This is a genomic window from Microcystis sp. M49636_WE2 (assembly GCF_030065375.1).
GTDB classification, from domain to species: Bacteria; Cyanobacteriota; Cyanobacteriia; order Cyanobacteriales; family Microcystaceae; genus Microcystis; species Microcystis aeruginosa_C.
Genome location: NZ_JASJFG010001090.1, coordinates 1 through 2,810, shown reverse-complemented (window position 1 = coordinate 2,810; position 2,810 = coordinate 1). Strand labels below are relative to the sequence as shown.

The 2,810-nt window shown below is 41.3% G+C and carries 2 protein-coding genes and 1 pseudogene; 2 read left to right on the top strand and 1 reads right to left on the bottom strand.

Features of this window, described 5'->3' with window-relative positions; all coding sequences use genetic code 11:
- Positions 1–143, top strand: a pseudogene (locus tag PX484_RS25290) (glycosyltransferase); the annotation flags it as partial.
- A gap of 117 nt (positions 144–260) precedes the next feature.
- Entirely contained in the window at positions 261–1,136 is an 876-nt protein-coding gene (locus tag PX484_RS25285; RefSeq protein WP_287671357.1) for a Tab2/Atab2 family RNA-binding protein, read from the top strand.
- Positions 1,137–1,180: 44 nt separating this feature from the next.
- Here PX484_RS25285 and PX484_RS25280 read toward each other — a convergent pair whose 3' ends face one another.
- The gene (locus tag PX484_RS25280) at positions 1,181–2,650 is read right to left on the bottom strand and encodes a carotenoid oxygenase family protein (RefSeq protein ID WP_287768128.1); all 1,470 of its coding nucleotides are present in this window, start codon (positions 2,648–2,650) and stop codon (positions 1,181–1,183) included.
- Between the last annotated feature and the right edge of the window lie 160 nt (positions 2,651–2,810).

The window sequence follows — 2,810 nt, the reverse complement described above, 5'->3', positions numbered from 1 at the left end:
TATTCTTTTTAACTGGGGTACAATTACTCTGTTTTGGTCTTTTGGCAGAAATTTTGATGCGAACTTACCATGAATCCCAAAAACGTCCTATCTACCGCGTTCGTACTGTTGTCGGGGATAGGGGATTTTTCAGTGAGCAGTAAACAGTAAACAGTGAGCAGTAATCAGTGAAAAGACATCTCGGAACTTGCCACTTAATATTGTTCACTTAAAACTCAAATCTGATAACTGATAACTGATAACTGATAACTGAAAAAAATATGACTATTTGGGAACTTGATTTTTATTCGCGGCCGGTGCTGGATGAAAATAATAAAAAAAGATGGGAATTATTAATCTGTGAAACTCCGGCAACAATCGATCGCTCCTCCGATACAATATTTAAATATGCCAGTTATTGTCCTAATACTATGGTTAATTCCCAATGGTTGGGAGAGGCAATTACTGCAGCTATCAAGGCAGCGGGGGGAACTCCCAAAAAAATTCGCTTTTTCCGTCGTCAGATGAATAACATGATTAGCAAAGCTTGCGAGGATATCGGTATTCCCGCTTCCCCTAGTCGTCGCACTCATGCTCTCACTAGATGGATAGAAGAAAGAATGGTTAATTTCTACCCTCAAGAAGTTGGTTATGATCAAAATTTAACTAAAACCGCTTCCGTGAATTATCCTCCTTTAAATGCTGTTCCCCTTCCCGATGCTGTCCGGGGAGATAAGGCAGATAAATGGGCCTTTGTCACGCTAGAATTGTCTTCTTTTAATGATTTAAAAGATTGGGATATTAGCTTCGGAGAAAATTTGCCCATACTAGGAATGGGATTAGATGAGAATCTAAAAATCCCCGGTTTAGTTATTTTTTCCCCCCGTGCTTTACCATTAGCTGGTTGGATGTCAGGGTTAGAAATGGCCTATTTAAAGTTAGAAACTGGTTCTCGTCCTCTGCTACGTTTAGAAACGGGTGCTAGTGATAGCTGGATTCTCGTCAACGTCACTAATGCCGAGACTTTAAACGAAGCCAAAAACTTTGAAGAAGCTAAACAAAAAGCCAATAATCTGCATTTTTTAGCCATTCAATCTAACCCTGAATCGGAATCCTTCGCTGGTTTTTGGCTACTACAAGAAGGCTCTCAAGAGTAAAGTTTAGTCAAGGTGGATTGAAAACCCACCCCTAGGGAATTAACTTAAAAACATTGTCCAGTCCAGCTACCGTGTAACCCGTAGGGAATATGGTGTTTAAGATGGATAACTGCTAGGGAATTAGTAATATCTTTAGCATCTAAGATTACCACATTTGATCGATGATTGGCCGCATCGTAAGTAACTACCAATAACCAACCATCATCCTCAGCAATTCCATCGGGTTTAGGCACAAAAATTGGTTCACCCGCAAATCCCCGGGGAGCAAAAGAATGTAATTGTTTTTCTCCCGTTAATAGGTCCAGTTTTAAGATTGCTTGCAAAGGAGCATTACCAGTGGCATGATGAGCGGCAGCGATGTATAAATAACGGTAATCTCGACCAACTTTTGCAGGATTGATGCTGGGAAATTCACAACAATGCTCTAGAATACATTCTCTTGTAACCGTATTTTCTGATAAATTTAGTGTAAATCGCCACAGATGTCCGGGTGCTAAACTATCAAAATCTACCGATTGAAAATTGCTATTTGAATCCAGTTGTGGTAAGGATTGATAACAAATAGAATCAATATAAATTTTCTCCCCTTGTTCAAAAGCATTGCTATGGTGGAAGACAAAACCTGATGGAGTTTCTAAAACTTTCACTTCTCTTTTGTTAGGATCCCGGGGGATAATAATAATCTTAGTTAACTTGTCCGGTTGATTGATGACGCATTCTCCCGCACCTTTTAACCCAAAAAGAAAGGGAAAAGGATTATAACCAACCGGGTTTTGGAAAAAGATAGCGTAGTGGGGAGTAATAACAAAATCGTGGATAAAACAGAAGCCAGGTATACTGTGGGTATGACGACGTAATAACTTACCCGTGGGACTAATTTCGTAGAGAGTAATAGCACTCGACAAACCCGTTTTAATGGCAAAATTTACCAGACAAGGTTGATAATTATCGAAGATACAAGCGGGATCGATGCGAGGATGAGCGGCAAAAGAATCGCCTTTTTCTAAGATACCATCGAGATAGTCTAAACCAATAGTATCAAGGGTTTTAGCATCGAGGCGATGGGGTTCGGCCGCTTCCCAAAGTGCCAGTAATTTATCACCCCAGTAGATAACATTAGTATTAGCAATATTTTTCAGACGCAAATCAAAAGCATTGCCGAAAATTCCCCCCGGTTTTTTCGTGCCGAAAACACCGCGATAAAGGGGTTTTCCCGCTTTCTGTTCCTGGAGATAACCCTCAGTTTTCACAAAACGATTACGATAATGTACGCGGCCATGGTTGAAGCTAATCGCGCTGATCATACCATCCCCATCAAAGGGATGAGCGATCGCAGTGCCGGCGATATCCAGTAAACCGGGGCCGTTTTTAAAGACTGTACCCTGTAAATCGGGGGGAATTTGCCCCTCAATGTCTTCTACCTCGTAATCGTACTCGTTAGGTTGGGATTGATAGCCTTTTTGCCAATCCTGACGATTATAGGATTTTTCGCCAATTGTCGGAGTTAGTACCATGGTAGTTTTAGGTTTGAATTATTAGGGGTCGAGAAGGTCGTCACCGACCTCCCCTCCCATTCAGAACCGTGCGTGAGACTTTCGCCTCACACGGCTCCTAGTTTGACTGTTCCCTTGTTAAGGATACAGCTTGACTTCCTTTGGTTAACCTTGTATTATC

What these genes read in the sequence shown, in the direction of transcription:
- PX484_RS25280 (WP_287768128.1), bottom strand. Translation starts at nt 2,650, where the DNA reads ATGGTACTAACTCCGACAATTGGCGAAAAATCCTATAATCGTCAGGAT.
- PX484_RS25285 (WP_287671357.1), top strand. Translation starts at nt 261, where the DNA reads ATGACTATTTGGGAACTTGATTTTTATTCGCGGCCGGTGCTGGATGAA.